Here is a 16,699-nt window from a genome sequence, read left to right as displayed (position 1 = left end):
CGATACCCCCCAGCGCTCCCGCACGGCGGGCAACAATCTTGAAACCCGTCCCGCCACACGGGACGCTGCCCTCGCGGACACCGCCGTCGACGCAGTTGTTGATGACCTCCGGCAGCGGGTGCATGAGAGGGGCGGCAGATGCCGCGACCACGCTCTTCGATCCCGCCCCGAAGGTGCTGCTGCTGTAGCTTCCTACCGGAAATCCAACTTCCGGTACGAACTGCGTAAAGGTGAATGAACTGGACGGCGATCCCGTCACGCGGGACGCCTGCCGAGCCTGAACCGGGGTGAAACGGACAGGGTCGACCTGACAAGGGACACCACTCTCGTGCACTATGAGAACGACCTACCTTCCATATAGCTGGACCGACCTGCCCCTCGGGGCTGGACCCCCGGCCAGGTGTGTGGATGTGTCGGGTAAGCCCCCCTTCGTGAGAAGCGGGGCAGACACCGATCGGGCGGAGGGAGATTTCTCCCCCCTCTTGATTGCCTGTGGAGCGCGAAGACCCCTGTGGTGGGGGCCTCCGGTGAAGCGGGCGGTACTGCTACAGCTGTGGTGGCCGTGGTAAGTGGCCGGTGGTGCTAATGGCCCTGGTGAGGGGCCTGTGGAAGAACGAGCGGCTCGGTGAGCCGCAGCTCAGGACCAGCGGACAACTGGGACCTGAGCGAGACGGGCCGCGCGAGGCCAGCGGGAGGTTATTCCGCTTCTTGGCACGCGCGGCCGATGGCCACTAGGTCATCCCGACCCCCTGGATCCAGAGGCCGGCGTCGTCATGCCCGCATCCGCTGCCGCGGCCTCGGGATAGCGCTCCGCGAGCCGCTTGAGGAAATGCTTGTAGATCGCCCGGTGGGGTCGACGCGGGAACGTCTCCCCCAGCTCCCATCGAGCCACCGCGAGACGCTTTACGCCCACGGCCTCCGCGACCTCCAGCTGGGTGAGCCCCGCGGCGAGACGCAGCTGCTGCCGGACATGCGGCGGCGGCAGGACGTCGTCCAGTAGAGCGTCGACTCGCTCCAGTGGGTCCGGATCTGGCATCGGGCAGCCTCTCATGATCGACAGTTGCCTGAAAGATACACAATGTGAGCGATCTCGTGCGCGGTCCCTCGCTAGATTTCCGAGCGGATAAGGTCCGTGGTCGTGCCCTGCCTCGCGCTCTTCGATCTGGACGGCACGCTGGTCGACAGACAGTCGGCGTTCAGCGATGCCGTGCTGCAGCTGTGCCGCACGTACTCCTTCACGCCGAATATGGAGCACTGGCTGCTCACCGAGCTCGCCGACCGTGCGAGCGCCGCAGACTTCACCCGGCTGCGCGACACCTTCGACCTGGCGGTGCCCGGAGCCCAGTTGTGGCAGGAGTACGTCGACCTGATGGCGGCTGCCGTCATCTGTCGACCAGCGGTCCTCGAGGGCCTGGCGCGCCTGCGCGCGGCTGCGTGGACCCTCGGGATCGTCACCAACGGCGCCAGCGACATTCAACGTGCGAAGCTCGCCGCGACCGGCCTCACCGACATGGTCGACGGCGTCGCGGTCTCTGGTGACCTGGAGATCAGCAAGCCGGACCGTCGCATCTTCGAACTCGCAGCCTCCCGCTGCGGCGTGAGCCTCGCGGACGGCGGCTGGATGATCGGCGACAACCCTGCCGGAGATATCGGCGGCGGCCACCAAGTCGGCCTGCACACGATCTGGCTGCGCGGCCGACCCTGGCCCGACGGCCTCACCACTGCGCACCATGTCGTCGACGACGTCACCGACGCCATCAACATCCTGCTCAACGAGACCTCGGAGTAGCACCATGGACCAGCCCACCGTCGGCATCCTCCACCCCGGCAGCATGGGGGCCGCCGTCGCGGCCTGCGCTGGGGCGAACGCAACCGCGGTCCTTTGGTGCGAGGCCGGGCGCAGCAGCACATCCGCAGCGCGCGCCATAGAGACCGGCCTGACGCCGGTGGCCACGCTGCCCGACCTGCTGGACCGTAGCGACATCGTCATCAGCCTTTGCCCGCCGGCCGCAGCCGAGGACCTGGCGCGTGATGTCGCGGAGCACGGTTTCACCGGCGTGTACGTGGAGGCGAACGCCATCAACCCCGAGCGTACGAAGCGGATCGGGGGCCTGCTCGAACCGGCCGCGACCGTCGTGGACGGCGGGGTTGTCGGCTCCCCGCCCGTACGCGGCAAGTCCCCCGTGCTGTACCTGTCCGGTCCGGCCGCCGCGACGTCGCGGATTGAAGCGCTCTTCGCGGGCACCGCCGTGCGGACGACGACGCTGGGTACCGAGATCGGGAAGGCGTCCGCGCTCAAGCTCTCGTACGCCTCGTTCCAGAAGACGAGCCGGGTGCTGGTGGCGCTAGCGGTCGGGATGGCGCGGGAGTACGGCGTCGACCAGGAGCTCCTCGAGGTCGCCTCCCGGCGGACCGACTCGTACCTCGCGGAACCGGAATACGTCGCCAAGACCGCAGCGCGCGCCTGGCGCTGGGGCCCGGAGCTGGAGGAAGCCGCCGACACCCTCGCGGCCGCCGGCCTCCCACCGGAGATGCTGCGCGCGGCAGCCTCCACGCTGGCACGGTGGAGCGACGCCAAGGACGACAGCGAGCTCACGCTCACCGACGCCTTGGACCGACTCGCCCAGCCGTAGCCCGCGCTCATGCCGTCGCCGCTCCCGTTCGCTGGGCCAGCAGCTGGTCGATGAGGCGGGCTGCCTCCTGCGGTGACGCCGCCACGGTGTCCACGGTCAGATCCCAGGACATGCCCGGGTGCGCGTCCAGGTCTTCGCGGGTCGCCTCCCAAGCCGCCAGGCGCGCCGAAGTGTCCCCGTCGCCCCGGTCTTCGGACCGCTGCTCGGTCACCTCACGGGGGCACCACAGCAGCACCACGGTCCAGTCGGCCGGGTAGCCGTCGACCAGGGAGCGGATGCCGTCGACCTGCCCGAGGTGGACCACCGGGAAGCCGGCCTCGAACGCGTCGTCCAAGCCGGGCTTGTCGATGGCATAGGTGTTGCCGTACCGGGAGTTCGCGTAGACGACGGCGCCCGCGGCCTCCAGCTCGTGCAGCTGCTCAGCGGTGCCCATCCGGTAGCCCGTGCTCTTGCCCGTCCCGACCTTGAGCCGCGCGAACTGCGTGTACCTCGGGCTGAGTTCGGCGAGCGCCGCCGTGACGGTGTCCTTGCCCGAGGCCGGCGGGCCGTAGAGGACGACTCCTCGCTTCCCGTTCACGCGTACATCGCCCCCATCGCCTGCCGGGCCTGGTCCGCGAGCGTCACTGCGGTTCCCAGCCGGTTGTCGACGACCAGGTGCGGAACCGCGGGGCGCAGCTCCAGGTCGATCGTGGCCATGTACTCGTCCCACCGGGCCAGCTTCCAGGCGTCCCGGGCTGCGGAGCGGAACCCGATGTATTCGCGCATCGACTCCTCGTCGCACCGCACCCACACCGGGAAGACGTCGACGCCCATTGAGTTCGCGCGGTTGGTCAGGCGCTGCATCCAGGCCGGGTCGGTCATCTCCGCGATGAACGGCGCGGTCAGCACCGTGGAGATCCCGCATTTGATGTTGGCCATGGCCGACTGCATCAGGCAGTCGTACTCCACCGGACGAACCTTCTCCCGGTAGAGATCGGTGTGCCGGTCGTTCGCGTCGCCGTCCAGCGCGACCAGGAGTCGTTCCACGAGCGGGCGGGTGAGAGGGTCCTTGTCGAGCAGCGGCCAGCCGGTGAGCTGGACGAAGAACCGGGCGAGCTCGGTCTTCCCGCTGCCGGCGAATCCGCCGACCAGGATGAGCACCGGCCGGTGCGGATCGCCGCCCGTGTGCCGCCGTTTCCAGGCATCGATGATCCGTTGCTGCAAGTCGAAGTGGTCGGCTTCTCCCGAGCCCGGCGCGATCCGGTGAATCGCACGCTCAACAGCCAGGACGTGCGCACCGTTGACGCTGTCGGTCATCGGCGTGAGCTTGAAGGTGCTCTCCTCGCCGGGCAGGGCGGTGCGGAAGCCCAGGTCGGGTTCGGTGGCCCGGTAGAGAAGGCAGTAGGCGCGCCGATAGTGAGGGCCCGGGTAGACCTCGCCCTGTTCGTGCTGCCACAGGGTCTGGGGATTTGCGGCCGGGATGCCCTTGAGCTTGGCCTTTTCGGCAACATCGCGTAGGCGCTCGCCGGCCTTCTCCAGAGTCAGGCCATGGGCCTCCCGCTGTTCACGCAGTCGATCCGGCCTCCACCCTGCACGCCGCTTTCCCACCCTCTGCCCCTCCGTCATATGCATGGCCGCGAGCCTATGGCTCGGACCCCAAATCCCATGTGTACGTGGATGTTGAAAACCCGTGAATGGAAGTGTGCATGGGCTTCGACAAGCCTCTGTGATGTTCCATCTCCGCCGCCGCCGGTGTGATTGCCCCCACACAACGACGCGGTTGGCAGGGGGTGCAGACCAGTGGCTATCGACCATCGCAGCGGATCCGAACTAGTCCAAGGCAGCCGCCCTTTCAGCGAGTTCCAGCAGCTCACGCGATGCGTTCGGCCCTGCCACCAAGACGAGCTCTCGGATGGCTGCGCGGGCGGCCTGGTGGGTCTGGATGATCTCGGGAGCGATGGCCTCAGCGTCCAGCAGGCAGCGGAGAGCCTCGCCGCCGTGGCGCCTCTGCGCGTGGGCGCGACCCAAGTCCATCAGGAGCCGGCCCTGGCGCTCGGGCGAGAGTTCGGCGGCGTCGATGGTGAGGCCGATGTCCAGGGCCTCGCCTGCGTCGCCCAGATCCACGGCGGTGCTGACCGCCTGGATCTCGACGTTGACCGGGCCGAACTCCAGATTGAAGTCATTGCGGTTCACCCCGAGCTGCGCGGCGATCGAGCGGGCCTGGGCGATCTCTTCCTTGGCTTCGGTCCGCGCGCTGGCACGGGCTCGGACGAGCGCCAGGGCCAGGTGGAGGGAGCCGAGGACGGACAAGGACTCCGGCGACTGGCTGCCCTGCTCTCCCAGCGCGTCGATCGCGGTCTGGGCAGCGTGTTCGGCCTGTCCGAGGCGGCGCAGCCGGACGAACGCCTGCACCATGCGGAACACGCTGGCGCAGACGTGCAGCGGATCGCCGGATCGCTCGGCTGCGAAGATCGCGCGGTCGGCGGCTACCCAGGCGGCATCTGCCTCGTCCTGCCGCACGAATGCCGCGGACAGGGCCTGGTAGGCCCGGGACAGCAGCAACCACAGCTCCGCCGGGTGCTCGTCGGAATCAGCCCGGACGGTGCGCTCCAGCTCGGGGAGCAGCTGTACCGCAAGGGCGCTGACCTGCGCCAGCTGACCGGCGTGAGTCAGGTCCCAGAGGTCATCGACGTCACGCTGCAGAAGGCCAAGGGCTCGCGTCGGTCCGGACTCGTCCACGCCGGACAGCAGGGTCTGAAGCGCGGGGTGGCCGGACAGCAACCGGCGGGTCTCGTCCAAATCATTGGAGAGCGACTGGGCGGTGGGTGTCTGTGACGGCCCGTCTGCCGGAATGCTGGGACGCAGCTGCTGGACGGACACGCCCAGCTCGTCCGCGATCTCCTGAAGCAAGTCCATTCGCTGGACGGGTTGCACACCCCGCTCGACCTGGGAAAGCCAGCTGCTGGTCTTCCCAAGCGCTGCCGCGAACTCGGCTTGCGTGCGGCCGCGATCCTTCCGGAATCTCTGGACGCGCTGGCCGAAGGCCCGATCCTGCGGATCGACGTCCCTGCCGCTCGGCTTCACGACTGCTCCGTCCCAGGGCGCTTACTCAGTCCCTCCAGCTCATTGAGGAACGTCACTTCGACGTTGCTCAGGAGTTCCTCCCGGGCCGCGAGGAAGCGCTGGGTGTGGGCCTGGTCCTCGTGGGCCTGGAACGCGTCGCGGTCGGCGTACAGCTCGTAGAAGACCCGCACCAGAGGCTCGTCCACCGGCGTGTGCACGGCGTAGACGAGCGTGCCGTCCTCGGTGCGAATCCCCTCGATGGTCTGGGCAACCAAGCCATCGAACTGCAGGGCTGCCGAGGTGTCTCGCAGGGTGAAGCGCACCACCAGTGCGTATCCGCTGGTCACGAAGTCTTCCTCTCCACGTCGCGTAGTCATGCACACATTCTCACACCTAAAGTCAGAGTGCTAGATAGCAGTCACAGTGTTGACTCGCACTCGCAGTGCTACTACTGTCCAAGGTGTTCCACCCCGCAAGGGATGCACCGCCAGAAGGCGCTTCTTTGGCCTGCTCGAACGCACCTGATGACCCGCTTCTGTGCGGGCTACCGAAGGGAGCACCACCTCATGAACGTCATCCGCCGCCCCGCTGCCAGCCTCGCCACCGAGCACTTCGACACGGAGACCCAGGAGCTGCTGGCCGCGATCGATGTGGAGCTGCCGGATTTCGGTGACATCGACCTGGACATCGCGTTCGGCACGCCGCTGGCGATGTACGAGGCCGGCCCCCTCCCCCACGAGCGGCTGGAGGGCCTGGACCTGGCGGCCGCGATCACCGCGATCGAGACCCGGGAGAACCGGATGCTGGCCGCTCGCGACATCGCCGCCGACGACCCGACCATCGCCGCGCAGGTCCGTGAGCGCCTGGTCGACGTCCTCCTCCCCTACGCCGCGCAGCTGCGCATCACGAAGCCAGCCGCCGCGGCGCCCCTGCCGCTCGCGGCCTGACCCTCCCCCGCACCACGCCGGGTCTTCGGACCCGGCTCCTTCACCCGGAACCGCCCCTGGCGGCGCCGGATGTGGGAGCCGAAAGCGGCCCCGACACCATCCGCCCGGACCCTCCCCCGACCTCGGGGGTGTGGAAAGGAAGCGGCCGTTCCTTAAGAACTGAACAGTGATCATGCGGGGCTGGCGCGAGAGGCACGCCTGCTCTCCCCCTAAGCGAGGCAAAGCCGTTTCCGGGCGACCGGGGACGTGGGGAAGGACCGGGACCTGACCAGCACGGTGAACTACCGGCTGGACGGCAAGCGGATCGACCAGCGTGGCCCCCAGCATGAGGCGAGATGAGACAGATCGCCCCCGAGACAAGCCGGGTGAAGCCTTGTCCCGCGGCCTGACCTTGCCCGTCACCTCCACCAGTCCGGTGGAGTGAAGCCGCAGCTGATGCGCCGTACCAACCGCGGCGCGCGTCACAGCTCGACATGACGCACCGGGACCCGACCCGGCACCGCCTGCAGAAGGCGACAGGCGCGCTACCGCGCCCCCTGTTTTTGCAGCCCCGCGCTGCCCAGTCGCCCGCCGCCCGGCCTTCGGGTCGGTTCGGTGGGCGGTGGAGAGCGCGGAGGAGCAGCCGCACCACAGCAGCTCGTTCGTGCCCGACCAAGCAGCCTCCACGAAGGAGATCGACATGCCGCTCGGATACAGCTTCCAGATCACCCCGGAGGAGCTGACGGAGATCCTCGCCCGCCTCCAGCCGTACCTCCCGAAGTACCTGAAGAAGATCGACGCCCAGGGATACAGCCTCCGCTTCGAGTTCGAGCCGTTCACCGGCCGCGAGGGGGAGCCGTGGGCGCCCTCCACCCTCGAGGATCCGAAGCTCACCTGGGTGCTGGAGTCGGACGACGAGGCGGAGCACCTCCTCCGGGAGAAGGCCCGGGTCGTCCTGGACAACCTGTACGAGGACGCCCGGCGGGAGTGGAAGGACGCGGCCTACGTCGCGGACCTGAAGACGACGGTCAAGGACGCCGGCGCCCGCTGGAAGACCTACCAGCACGAGGCCAAGGCCCTGGACACGGCGTACGACTACCTCCGAACCCCCGACGCCGCGTCCGAGTGGCCGTCGGCACTCTCGCGTCTGATCGACGCTCAGGACCGCACCAAGGCCGCGGCCGCCGCGTTCGACGAGCGGGGCCAGGAGATCGCCCGAGTCCACAGCAAGCACCTCTACGCCGACTTGGGCCACGACGCCGCGCTGGCGGCCGCCGGCTTCCCGGAGGCCACGGACTGGCCCGTCGCCGACTTCGACCGCTACGACCGGAGCCACTACAGCGCCTGGGACACCCACCCGCCGCTGGAAGAGCGGGTCCGGCGCCTGGTCGAGGAGCAGGATGCCCACGTCGCCAAGGTCGGGCGGCTGTCCGGCTCGATCGCCGGCCACTGAGACGAGGGGCCACGGCGGTCCCCACCAGCTCAACCGGTGGGGGCGGCCGTGGCTGCTCGTACGACAGCCGAAACGACGACAGCCCCAGGGGGCCATCCCTGGGGCTGTCTGACGGACCTATCTGGAGGCCCGGATGTACGACAACAGCATCGCACGCACCAACGGCGACTCTGACACCGACATGGACGAGGCCTTGCGCCGCGTCCGCTCCGGGAAGTGAGCGCCGTGGACTGGCGACACCACGCGGCCTGTCGAGAGACCGACCCTGAACTCTTCTTCCCGATCGGCAACACCGGCCCCGCGCTCCTGCAGATCGAGGAGGCCAAGGCCGTCTGCCGCCGCCGCTGCCCCGTCATGGATCAGTGCCTCCAGTGGGCGCTGGACGCCAACCAGACCGACGGCGTCTGGGGCGGACTGTCCGAGGACGAGCGGCGCGCGATGAAGCGCCGCGCCGCCCGTAACCGCCTCCAGGCGGAGAAGCGGGTGGCGGCCTGACGGCTGCCTGATCCGCCCGACACCGGCCGCCGCACCCCGGTGGCCGGTGTCGGGCGGTGACTGGGAGCCGGACAGCCCGGACCACGCGACCGAGGAGTTGCCGTGCGCGACACCGCCCAGAGCACCACCCCCGCGATCACCTACAAGCGGGGTCAGTACGTCCTGTACCGCAATCCGGAGATGTTCTGGACCGGTCAGGAGGGTCACACCTTCGTCTGCCGTGTCGAGCGGATCTGCGTGGGCGGCGTCACCTACGACCTGGCCCCGCTGCCGTCGGGCCGTCAGGTCAACGCCGCGAGCCCCGACTACATGCGGCCGTTGCCGGCGATCGACGCGATGTGCGACATCGACACCGCTCCGCTCAACACCGCGGCGGCCGCCGACATGACCCCGGCCGCCGTCGCCTGGCTCACCCAGCAGGCCGCCACCGTCTCCCGGCGCCCGGAACTGCCGCCCTACAGCGGCTGACCCGGCCGCTGTCCCGCCTCTTCCTCCGTCTGCCGACCGGCCCCCGGTCGGCAGACGGAGGAAGCGCACCGCCAGAAAGGACTTCCCGCTGTGACCACCCGACGCCCTGCCCGCCGGCCCGCCACGAAGACCACGACGAAGAAGATCACCACCACCGACCAGCCCGTCGAGACCGCCACCGCCGTGGTCACCGCACAGGAGCCCACCGCCAGCGCCGTCCCGGCGGAGGACACCGAGGCGCTGGTGACTGCCGCCCGCGCCGAGGCCGACCAGCTGCTCGCCGCCGCCCGTACCGAAGCCGAGGCGCTGGTGGACCAGGCCCGGCAGCAGGTCGTCGACGCGGACGCCGCAGCTTCCCGGGCGCAGACCGAGGCGGAGGAGATCCTCGCGGCCGCGACCGCGCAGGCGGAGCGGATGCGCAAGCTCACCGACGAGCAGATCACGGCGGCCGAGGAGACCGTGCAGCGCGCCCGCACGATCGCCGACGGCGACCTGGCCGCCGCCGAGCAGACCCTGGCCCGCCGCCGCCAGGCCGCCGAGAAGCTCCAGACGGAGGCCGAGGCCGAAGCCGGCCGGATCGTGGAAGCGGGCCGCACCCGCGCCGAGCAGATCCGGGCCGAAGCCGAGGAGGACAAGACCCGCGCCCAGACCGAATCCGACGCCACCGCCGCGCACGCCGCGCACCTGGTGACCGAGGCCAAGCAGCGGGCCGCGGACCTCATCGCGGCCGCCGAGGCCGACGCGGACGCCCGGCGCGAGGCCGCGGCCCAGATGCGCGAGCAGGCGGAGAAGGACTCCGAGCAGTTGCGCACGCAGGCTCGCGACGGAGTGGCCGCCGCCGAAGAGGACGCGGCGCGGGTCCTGGACGTGGCCCGCGGCCAGGCCCGCGAGGTCCTGAGGGAGGCCGAGGAAGACGCCGACGACCGCCGCACGGAGGCGCAGCAGACGCTCCAGGCGGCGCAGGAGCAGGCCGAGGACGAGGTCTTGAAGGTCCGCTCGCTGGCCGAGGCGAAGGCTGCTGGAGTCATCACTGGCGCGGAGGCCGCGGCCGCCGAGCGGATCGTGTCGGCCGAGAAGGAGGCCGCCCGCCTGGTCGCCGAGGCCGAGTCGCAGGCGGCTGCCGTCCGCTCCCATGCGCGGGCCGAGCAGCAGGAGGTGTGGCAGGAGCTGGTGGCCACTCGCGAGGAGGTCGCGAAGGCCGAAGCGCTCATCGCGCGCCAGGAGAAGCGGAAGAACTTCGTCAACACTTGGGGCCCGCGGGTGGCTCTCGGCGCGACGATCGTCCTCACCGCGTCTGGCGAGTTCGCCCTGGCGAAGCTGACCGGCTGGCCGGCCGAGGTCGCGTGGGCGCTGCCGCTGGCGATCGACGTGTACGTGGTGCAGGCGTTCCGCCGGCACCGCGATGTCGCCGCCGCCCTGATCCTCATGGTCGCCGCGAACGCCGCCTACCACCTCGCGGCCGCCGGGCTCGTCGGCGTTGAGACGCCCGTCGGTGAGACGGCGAAGCCGCTGTGGTGGCTGATCGTCGCGGTCGCCGCCATCGCGCCGTGGGTGATGTGGCGCATCCACCAGATCACCAAGGAGGGTGAGACGGAGCCCGGTGAGACCGGCACGGCGAAGTCCTTGCGGCCGGTTGAGACGGACCGCACCGAAACTCCCGGTGAGACCGACACCGCCCGGTCCGCCGATCTCACCACCCCCGGTGAGACGGTCCCGCACCCGCGTACGGCTCCGGCGCCTCTGCCTGAGACGGGCGAGGGTGAGACGCGGTGGGCCCTTGAGACGGCATCCGGTGAGACCAGCGGCCTGGTGAGCACGACTGAGACGACGTCTCACACGAGTGAGACCCGCAGGTCAGACCGTGAGACGAACACCGGCACCGGGGGTGCGGTCGCGCTGCCGCTGCGCTCCGTTGAGACGAGCCGCCCCGCTCTGGCCCGGGACGCTGAGATCGAGGGACAGGTCACCTCGCTCCTGAGCCTGATGTACCGGCGGCAGGGCATCGACAGCGTCTCAGTCGATGAGGCCAAGGACATCCTCGGCGTCTCACGGGCCACCGCCGGCCGCCGCCTTGAGATCGCACGGTCCCGGTTCAAGAACGTCTCGTGAGACGACGCAGCCACTCAGGCCGCGTCGGCATCCCGTCCCAACGCGCACCAACGACAACCCGTGCCCCGGCATCGACCGCTGAACCTCGTCCCCGGCACCTGCCGGGGGCGGGCTTGAACGGCCAACGGCCACATCCACAGCACTGGAAGGAGGAACCGCAATGTCCGGAATCGACTGGGACGAGGAGTTCAACCGTATGAACCCTGAAACCCCGGAGAAGCCCAGCACGTCGTCCAAGTTCTCCGTCAAGCTCGGCGGGGTCCGCCGCAACACAGCCGCACTCGCCGTGTGCGGCACGATCGCTGTCCTCGCGGTGTGCGGCACGGTCGTTGCCGTCACCAACATGCAGGGCGAGCAGGCTGCCCAGGACCGTGCGCGGGCCCAGGAGAACGCCGCGAACGCCCTGGTCGAGGCAGAGGCCGACAAGCAGCGGGCCCAGACCGAGGAAACCGCGGCCAAGACGCTCTACGAGCGGGAGATGGCCGTCTACCTGGAGTGCATGAAGATCCGGGCGGCAGCGGTGGCCAAGGCTGCCTCGTACGACGTCGCCAGGGTCCCCGGCTGCGCCGCCCCGACCCTCGGCGGCACGGCCCCCAAGGCGGCGCCGGAGACCACCGGGGCCGGCGACGCCATCACCTCCAGCCCCTGGCTGTGGGTGGCCCTGGTCGGCGGCGCCGGCCTCTTCGCCTACAAGAAGCTCTCCGCGCCTTCCACCTCCTCCATTTCCACCTCCGGTTCCAGTGCTGCCGTCTCTGCGAACAACAAGGGATTCACCTTCGAGAAGGGTGCATGAAATGACGCTCCAGTTCTTTGCCCTGGCCCTGTTCTGCTGGGCGCTGTTCTTCACCTTCAAGAAGACAAAAGGAAAGCAGATGGCGGTCTGCCTGATGCTGATCGTCTCCGGGATCTTCCTGCCGTACACGCCGTTCAGTGAGGAGATCCGAGGAACTCTCGAGTCGGTCTTCAACACGGCGAACACCACGGTCGCCAACGTCGGCACGTCACGCTAGGCAACCTCGACGCGGTTACCGGTTACCGGTTACAGGCCCCAGAAGTCCCCCGAACCGCGCTGTGGACGGCCCGAACCGGCGTCCACAGGGCCTGTAACCGGTAACCAGTAACCCTCCGCAACTACACAGCGTCACGGAAGGAGGCTCGTGGAACTTCTCATCCTTCTCGCCATCACCTACCTCGTCGGCGTCGACAACACGCACGACAAATACGAGCAGGCGGGAATCAAGAAACCCCCGCCGAAACCGAAAGACAAATGGGCGCCGAAGAAGACGCCGGACACCTTCCGGAATTCCTCCTACAATGCGGCGGCGAAAACGCATTACGGGCTTCTCGCGGGTGCCCACTGGGCTGGTGGCCTGCGGGACGGATGGCGTTCCGCCTACCTGAAGAAGACGGGAGCCAAGCCTTCCGGTTCGTCTTCCGGTACATCTCCCGCTGGGGCTTCCGCGCCGGTTTCGGGGACCACGATGCCGCCGAAGCCCACCACGCCCCCGACGGCATCGGCGCCGCCGCCGAAGCCGCCCACGGCCCCCACACCGCCGCCGAAGCCGACCGCGCCGCCCACGGCGCCGACTCCTCCGCCGCCGGCCGCGCCCCCCGCCGCTCCGCCGCCGGGTTCGACCATCCCGCCGCCCGGCACGGTTCCCCCGCCCCCCACCGTCACGCTGCCCGACCACATCAGGAAGGACCCCGCGATGCAGCCCAACCCGCCCGTTCCGCACACCGCGACCGTCGACGACAAGGGCGTCCACGTCACCACCGCCGCCGGGAAGTCCCGTACCTACAGCGGCGGTGAGGTCATGACCCTCACCCAGGTCATCGACCTCGCCGAAGGTTCGGCGACCCTGTGCCAGTCGAGCTCGGAGACCTGCCTGGGGCTCGTGGACGAGTCCACGGAGCTGGCCTCGGACTGTGACGTGCTGATCGCCGAGATCACGGAGAAGGGCGTCGGCGCGAACCTCATCGACAAGTGCGTGTTCCTCCAGGAGCAGCTCTCCCTCCAGGCCGCCGCGGCCAAGAAGCTCCACGACCAGATCCAGGGCGGCGAGGAAGCCTGCCGCACCGCGTCCGCGAACGCCGAGGTCCGCCACGGCCAGATCTTCCGCGCGGTTGCCGACTCCCCGCTGACCAAGCCCGCCGAACGCGACTTCTACAACGCCCGATAGAAGAGGAGAGGCCCGCATGTCTGTCACCGAATCCCTCAAGGACGCCGCGAACTACGCGGCGCTGCGTACCAAGCTCGCCTGGCTCACCCATCAGGTCCACGTCCACGGCGAGACCGTCACCAAGCTCGCCGCCGAGGTCGACGACGCGGCCGAGCAGATGCAGGACGCCTCCGAGACGATGAAGGCGTTGGCCGTGGATGCGGCCACCACCGCCGAGTTCGCGGACGCCGCGCTCACCATGACCGGCGCGAAGGAAGCGGCTGGCGAGTACACGGCCGCCGCCGACAGCGCGGCCGCGGCCGCCGACGACGCGAAGACCACCACCGAGTCCGACCACGGCGGCATCGCGGACGCGGTGGGCTCCTCCCCCGTCGAGATGGCCGAAGCCGCCTTCTACGCCCAGCAGTAAGGAGAGCAGGATCATGGGGCCGACCCGAGCACAGTTCATCCAGTACGCGCCCGCCGCTCTCGCGGTGGTATCCCTCACCGCCGGCCCCTGGTCCGCTCTCGCAGCCGGAGCGGCCGGAGCGGGGGCGTGGGTCATCAAGACCTCCGCCCCCGCCCTGCGCTCGTTGATCGCCTGCGGGATCACCGCCACCGGCTGCGGTATCGCCGCCCACCAGGTCCTCAGCAGCGGCATGAACCCGCTGTTCGCCCTCGGGCTCGCGGTCCCGGCCGGGGCGGCCGCCTTGGCCCACCACCGCAACATCGCAGGCGAACTCCTTCCCGCGCTCCCCGCTACAACCACGGCCACGGCCGGGGCGGGGCAGAGCTCGCAGGCGCAGGTCATCACGGCCTACTGGATGGAGTTCATCTCGGGGCCGACCCAGACCGAGGGCCGCAAGCTGATCCAGGCCGGCGCGGTCCTCGCGCATCTCGGCCTCGATGTCGGGGACGAGCACATGTCGTTCACCGGGATCATCACGCTGCCCCAGGGCCAGCAGGTGAGGGTCACGCCCACGAACATCGCTTCCGTCTACGGGATCCCCGTCTCCCAGGTCGAGATGGGCGATCCCAAGCACTACGCGCCGAACGCGCTGCCCGTCACCGTGCACCTGAGGAAGGCGCCGGAGCAGCCGCAGATCGCACCCGGCGTCCCCACCACCGCGGAGGAGCTGTGGGCCGCGCACGTCGCCATCCCGGACGGCGCGATGCCCGGCACCACCCTGACCCTCACCCGCTACGACGGGCCGCATGACTGGGAAGGGATCGCCACCCGCAACCGCAAGGCGATCGGCACCGTCAACCTTCAGGACCTCGCCGGGAACCTCAACCTCTCCAGCATCCAGATCGCTCTCGCCCCCACCGACAAGCCCTCGCAGATGGGGGTGCGCGTGATGAAGGAACACGCGCTGATGCACGGCACGATGCTCTCCGGGGTGGTGGACGAACTGGCCATGGACTCGCGCGGATACGTCCGCCTGGGCACCTACATCGACGCGAACGCCGCCCTGGTCCCCCTCGCGCAGCCCGGCTCCGGAGCCCGCCACCTCTACCTGGTGGGCGGCTCCCGCTCCGGAAAGTCCGGAGTCCTGGAACAGATCCTGCTCTCCGCCCACAAGTCACGCATCGCGGCGATCCTGGCCTCCCCGCAGACCGCCACCATCGCCGGCGCCGGACTGGCCGCCTTCTGCGGTGACGGCCTGGACGAGGCGATGGGCGCCCTGCGCCTGGCCTACGCGATGCTACTCGACCGCGAATCGCGCTACCGCTCCCCCGCCTTCCCCTTCACCGACCCGCTCCTTCTGATCGTCATCGACGAAGCCCACATGCTGCTGGCGGCCTCCTCTCCGCACCACGCGGAGGCCAAAGCGATCGTCGAGCAGCTCACCCGCCGCTCCCTCAAGCGGGGCATCGGCGTCATCCTGGCCACCCAGACCCCGCTCGCCGAAGACCTCGGCAACTCCAGCATCATCCGATCCCAGCTCCTCATCGGCGGCGGCGCGGTGTTCCTGCGCTGCGCCAGGGGCCAGGGCTCGCTGGTCGGAGTGAACGCGGTCGAGGGCGCCGAGGGCCTCGACCTGTCGATGATCCCCCCGCAGTGGCCGGGCCAGTACGCCAAGGTGGCCAACCGGGACATGTCCGGCCTGGACACCACAGCGGTCGCCAAGCCGGAGGACGGCACCTTCGGCCTCGGCTACCTCCTGACCCCCGGCTCGCAGGCCGTCCAGTTCCGCTCCCTGTACCTGGACGTCCCGCCCGCCTCCCTGGCCGGGGACCTGGAGCCCGTCGCGGTCGAGGACTGCGAAGCCTGGCGCCACCGCGAGGCGATCACGCGCACCCCGATGGTCGACCAGCGGGGCAAGAACCTGATCGGCAGCCTCGCCGATCTCCTCGCCAAGGCGCAGCAAGCACCCCCCTCTGCCACAGAGCAGGGACAGCCCGCCGGGCCGCAGCAGGCCCAGGCGGGCCCCGCCGGCCCCGCCGGTGGGGACGGTCGGGAGCTGCTCAAGCCGCGGATCCTCGAGCTCCTGCGGAACGGGAGCAGCCCGATGACCGCGGAGACCATCGCCCGGAAGCTGGGCACTTCCGTGAGACACATCAGGCCGCGCCTGTCCGAACTGAAAGGGCGCGACGAGGTAATCAACGAGAACACCCTGTGGAGGGCAGCAGCATGAACACCCGTACCGAAACCGGCTTCACCCCCATCGACCCCGCCCTGTACGCCAAGGCATTCCAACTCCTCGACCCCGCCCCCGAACCCATCGATCCCGCGACCCCCGCCGCTCTCACACCGGTCCCCTTCACCCTCCCCGCCCCGCCGGTACGCCAGACCGGCCCCGTCGAGAAGACCCTCACCGACGCCCTCGCCTTCCTCGACACCAACGGCTGGGCCAAGGGCACGCTCATCAGCCCCGAGGGCGCCCGCTGCTCGATCGGCGCGCTGCGGGCCGCGGCCGGCGCCCGCAACGGCGCCTACTGCGACGCCGGGAACCTCCTCCTGGACGAAGCCCGCAACCAGCACGGAAAGCAGTGGGAATCGATCCCCTTGTGGAACGACCGCCACAGCGGAGCGCAGGTGCGTAGCGTGTGGGAGGCCGCCATCCGGCGCGCACACCACATGAACATCTGAACCGGCTGGAGCTGCCCCGTGTCGTTCTCGTTCACCGACCCCAAGCCGAACCGCGACGACCGGTCGTTCTCCTTTACCGGGCCGGATACGGCAGACGTGGAACAGCAGCTCCAGACGATCACCGACATGGCACACGAGATCCTGCGCCTGGTCGCCGACGTGCGCAGGCAGATCAGCAACTGAGCCGTCGCCACATGCGGCAAGCCAGCCACCCTGTAGGCCGCCGCGCAGACCAGTCGCCGCCATGACCCGGCGGGCCCGGCCCGGAGGTGGGTGAGGACGAGATCCACGTCCTCACCCACCTCGGCCGATAGCTCCTC

General features: G+C 69.7%; 20 protein-coding genes. 14 read left to right on the top strand and 6 right to left on the bottom strand.

Annotation, left to right across the window (positions count from 1 at the left end; all coding sequences use genetic code 11):
- Nucleotides 1-736: 736 nt before the first annotated feature.
- On the bottom strand, nucleotides 737-1,036 hold the full coding sequence (locus QMF80_RS30145) for a helix-turn-helix domain-containing protein (RefSeq protein ID WP_283458965.1): 300 nt from the start codon (nucleotides 1,034-1,036) through the stop codon (nucleotides 737-739).
- A gap of 102 nt (nucleotides 1,037-1,138) precedes the next feature.
- Here QMF80_RS30145 and QMF80_RS30140 point away from each other — a divergent pair, with 102 nt between their 5' ends.
- Nucleotides 1,139-1,789, top strand: coding sequence for an HAD family hydrolase (locus QMF80_RS30140; RefSeq protein WP_283458963.1), 651 nt, complete (start codon nucleotides 1,139-1,141; stop codon nucleotides 1,787-1,789).
- 4 nt (nucleotides 1,790-1,793) lie between these two features.
- Complete coding sequence (locus tag QMF80_RS30135; RefSeq protein WP_283458960.1) at nucleotides 1,794-2,633, top strand: DUF1932 domain-containing protein; 840 nt, start codon at nucleotides 1,794-1,796, stop codon at nucleotides 2,631-2,633.
- Between the two features lie 7 nt (nucleotides 2,634-2,640).
- On the opposite strand, the gene QMF80_RS30130 is transcribed toward QMF80_RS30135, so the two are convergent.
- The 4 genes from QMF80_RS30130 to QMF80_RS30115 all read right to left on the bottom strand — a co-directional run bounded on the left by QMF80_RS30130 (nucleotide 2,641) and on the right by QMF80_RS30115 (nucleotide 6,052).
- Nucleotides 2,641-3,210 carry a phosphotransferase-like protein gene (locus QMF80_RS30130; protein WP_283458958.1) on the bottom strand — a complete coding sequence of 190 codons (570 nt, stop codon included), beginning with the start codon at nucleotides 3,208-3,210 and terminating at the stop codon, nucleotides 2,641-2,643.
- Nucleotides 3,207-4,220 carry an AAA family ATPase gene (locus tag QMF80_RS30125; RefSeq protein WP_283458956.1) on the bottom strand — a complete coding sequence of 338 codons (1,014 nt, stop codon included), beginning with the start codon at nucleotides 4,218-4,220 and terminating at the stop codon, nucleotides 3,207-3,209. The genes QMF80_RS30130 and QMF80_RS30125 overlap by 4 nt, the downstream gene beginning before the upstream one ends.
- Nucleotides 4,221-4,442: 222 nt before the next feature.
- Nucleotides 4,443-5,696: a helix-turn-helix domain-containing protein gene (locus QMF80_RS30120; protein WP_283458955.1), complete on the bottom strand. Its 1,254-nt coding sequence runs from the start codon at nucleotides 5,694-5,696 to the stop codon at nucleotides 4,443-4,445.
- Complete coding sequence (locus tag QMF80_RS30115) at nucleotides 5,693-6,052, bottom strand: putative quinol monooxygenase (RefSeq protein WP_283458953.1); 360 nt, start codon at nucleotides 6,050-6,052, stop codon at nucleotides 5,693-5,695. Before QMF80_RS30115 ends, QMF80_RS30120 begins: the two co-directional genes overlap by 4 nt.
- A 189-nt stretch (nucleotides 6,053-6,241) precedes the next feature.
- Here QMF80_RS30115 and QMF80_RS30110 point away from each other — a divergent pair, with 189 nt between their 5' ends.
- From QMF80_RS30110 to QMF80_RS30080, 7 genes are all read left to right on the top strand, one after another.
- Entirely contained in the window at nucleotides 6,242-6,622 is a 381-nt protein-coding gene (locus QMF80_RS30110; protein WP_283458951.1) for a hypothetical protein, read from the top strand.
- Between the two features lie 643 nt (nucleotides 6,623-7,265).
- Nucleotides 7,266-8,054 carry a hypothetical protein gene (locus tag QMF80_RS30105; protein ID WP_283458949.1) on the top strand — a complete coding sequence of 263 codons (789 nt, stop codon included), beginning with the start codon at nucleotides 7,266-7,268 and terminating at the stop codon, nucleotides 8,052-8,054.
- A gap of 225 nt (nucleotides 8,055-8,279) precedes the next feature.
- Nucleotides 8,280-8,549 (top strand): WhiB family transcriptional regulator, encoded by a 270-nt coding sequence (locus QMF80_RS30100; RefSeq protein WP_283459006.1) that lies wholly within the window; start codon nucleotides 8,280-8,282, stop codon nucleotides 8,547-8,549.
- A 102-nt stretch (nucleotides 8,550-8,651) separates the two neighbouring features.
- Nucleotides 8,652-9,017 carry a hypothetical protein gene (locus QMF80_RS30095; protein ID WP_283458948.1) on the top strand — a complete coding sequence of 122 codons (366 nt, stop codon included), beginning with the start codon at nucleotides 8,652-8,654 and terminating at the stop codon, nucleotides 9,015-9,017.
- A 90-nt stretch (nucleotides 9,018-9,107) separates the two neighbouring features.
- Entirely contained in the window at nucleotides 9,108-11,126 is a 2,019-nt protein-coding gene (locus QMF80_RS30090) for a hypothetical protein (protein ID WP_283458946.1), read from the top strand.
- 160 nt (nucleotides 11,127-11,286) lie between these two features.
- Nucleotides 11,287-11,919: a hypothetical protein gene (locus QMF80_RS30085; protein WP_283458944.1), complete on the top strand. Its 633-nt coding sequence runs from the start codon at nucleotides 11,287-11,289 to the stop codon at nucleotides 11,917-11,919.
- 1 nt (nucleotide 11,920) lies between these two features.
- Nucleotides 11,921-12,136, top strand: coding sequence for a hypothetical protein (locus QMF80_RS30080; protein ID WP_267843869.1), 216 nt, complete (start codon nucleotides 11,921-11,923; stop codon nucleotides 12,134-12,136).
- Between the two features lie 383 nt (nucleotides 12,137-12,519).
- Here QMF80_RS30080 and QMF80_RS30075 read toward each other — a convergent pair whose 3' ends face one another.
- Nucleotides 12,520-12,705 (bottom strand): hypothetical protein, encoded by a 186-nt coding sequence (locus QMF80_RS30075; RefSeq protein WP_283458942.1) that lies wholly within the window; start codon nucleotides 12,703-12,705, stop codon nucleotides 12,520-12,522.
- Between the two features lie 130 nt (nucleotides 12,706-12,835).
- On the opposite strand from QMF80_RS30075, the gene QMF80_RS30070 reads away from it, so the two are divergent.
- From QMF80_RS30070 to QMF80_RS30050, 5 genes are read left to right on the top strand one after another with little or no spacing between them, the layout of a single operon-like run.
- On the top strand, nucleotides 12,836-13,306 hold the full coding sequence (locus QMF80_RS30070; protein ID WP_267843867.1) for a hypothetical protein: 471 nt from the start codon (nucleotides 12,836-12,838) through the stop codon (nucleotides 13,304-13,306).
- A gap of 16 nt (nucleotides 13,307-13,322) precedes the next feature.
- Complete coding sequence (locus tag QMF80_RS30065) at nucleotides 13,323-13,715, top strand: hypothetical protein (protein WP_267843865.1); 393 nt, start codon at nucleotides 13,323-13,325, stop codon at nucleotides 13,713-13,715.
- 13 nt (nucleotides 13,716-13,728) lie between these two features.
- Nucleotides 13,729-15,924, top strand: a complete 2,196-nt coding sequence (locus QMF80_RS30060; protein ID WP_283458937.1) for an HTH domain-containing protein — start codon at nucleotides 13,729-13,731, stop codon at nucleotides 15,922-15,924.
- The gene (locus QMF80_RS30055; protein WP_283458935.1) at nucleotides 15,921-16,379 is read left to right on the top strand and encodes a DUF6197 family protein; all 459 of its coding nucleotides are present in this window, start codon (nucleotides 15,921-15,923) and stop codon (nucleotides 16,377-16,379) included. The genes QMF80_RS30060 and QMF80_RS30055 overlap by 4 nt, the downstream gene beginning before the upstream one ends.
- Before the next feature lie 18 nt (nucleotides 16,380-16,397).
- On the top strand, nucleotides 16,398-16,562 hold the full coding sequence (locus QMF80_RS30050) for a hypothetical protein (RefSeq protein WP_283458933.1): 165 nt from the start codon (nucleotides 16,398-16,400) through the stop codon (nucleotides 16,560-16,562).
- Nucleotides 16,563-16,699: the final 137 nt, after the last annotated feature.

The sequence above is a fragment of the Streptomyces sp. G-G2 genome (genome assembly GCF_030063135.1).
GTDB lineage: Bacteria > Actinomycetota > Actinomycetes > Streptomycetales > Streptomycetaceae > Streptomyces.
Note: the sequence above shows the minus strand (reverse complement) of the source record. Positions and strands in the feature narration are given on the sequence as shown.

Coding starts and splice junctions, on each gene's coding strand:
- QMF80_RS30065 (WP_267843865.1), top strand. CDS start 13,323: ATGTCTGTCACCGAATCCCTCAAGGACGCCGCGAACTACGCGGCGCTG.
- QMF80_RS30085 (WP_283458944.1), top strand. CDS start 11,287: ATGTCCGGAATCGACTGGGACGAGGAGTTCAACCGTATGAACCCTGAA.
- QMF80_RS30145 (WP_283458965.1), bottom strand. CDS start 1,036: ATGCCAGATCCGGACCCACTGGAGCGAGTCGACGCTCTACTGGACGAC.
- QMF80_RS30135 (WP_283458960.1), top strand. CDS start 1,794: ATGGACCAGCCCACCGTCGGCATCCTCCACCCCGGCAGCATGGGGGCC.
- QMF80_RS30060 (WP_283458937.1), top strand. CDS start 13,729: ATGGGGCCGACCCGAGCACAGTTCATCCAGTACGCGCCCGCCGCTCTC.
- QMF80_RS30070 (WP_267843867.1), top strand. CDS start 12,836: ATGCAGCCCAACCCGCCCGTTCCGCACACCGCGACCGTCGACGACAAG.
- QMF80_RS30110 (WP_283458951.1), top strand. CDS start 6,242: ATGAACGTCATCCGCCGCCCCGCTGCCAGCCTCGCCACCGAGCACTTC.
- QMF80_RS30080 (WP_267843869.1), top strand. CDS start 11,921: ATGACGCTCCAGTTCTTTGCCCTGGCCCTGTTCTGCTGGGCGCTGTTC.
- QMF80_RS30055 (WP_283458935.1), top strand. CDS start 15,921: ATGAACACCCGTACCGAAACCGGCTTCACCCCCATCGACCCCGCCCTG.
- QMF80_RS30115 (WP_283458953.1), bottom strand. CDS start 6,052: ATGACTACGCGACGTGGAGAGGAAGACTTCGTGACCAGCGGATACGCA.